We start from the raw sequence: 546 nt of genomic DNA on the forward strand, positions 1-546 counted from the left end.
CCGCAACTGCTCTCCGCCGACGGTGTCGAAGACCACGTCGATCCCGTCGGGGGCCGCCTCCCGTAACTGCCCCTCGATCGGCCCCGCGCCCCGGATCACGACGGCGTCGTACCCCAGCTCGTTCACGAGGTAGTCCGCCTTGCGCCGCGAACCGGTGCTGCCGATGACCCGGCCCGCCCCGTGCAGCCGCAGCATCTGCCCGGCCATGCAGCCGACGCCACCGGCCGCCCCGCTCACGAACGCCGTCTCGCCGGGCCGCACTTCGGCCGCCTCCACCACCGCGGCCCAGGCGGTCAGCGCCTGCGAGAGGTGGGCAGCGGGGTCCGGCAGCGCCGCCAGGTCGAGCGGCTTGGCCACGTCGGCGTCCACCGCCGCGTACTCCCGCCACGAGTCGTGGTGCTGCACCAGCGTGCCCGGCTCGATCCGGCCGCCGGCCGCCGCGCCCGGCGCGGCGATGACCTCACCGATCACCGGCCCCCACAGCGGCCGGTTGACCTCGTAGGCCGGCATGGGCAGGTTCGCGTCGGACATCAACGTCCGCATGAC

1 protein-coding gene is annotated in these 546 nt (G+C 74.9%); it reads right to left on the bottom strand.

Annotated elements, in window-relative coordinates:
• Positions 1–546: zinc-binding dehydrogenase (locus KUM32_RS41780; protein ID WP_217146839.1), on the bottom strand; the 546-nt coding region annotated here is incomplete at both ends.

Source organism: Streptomyces sp. AC627_RSS907, assembly GCF_019049165.1.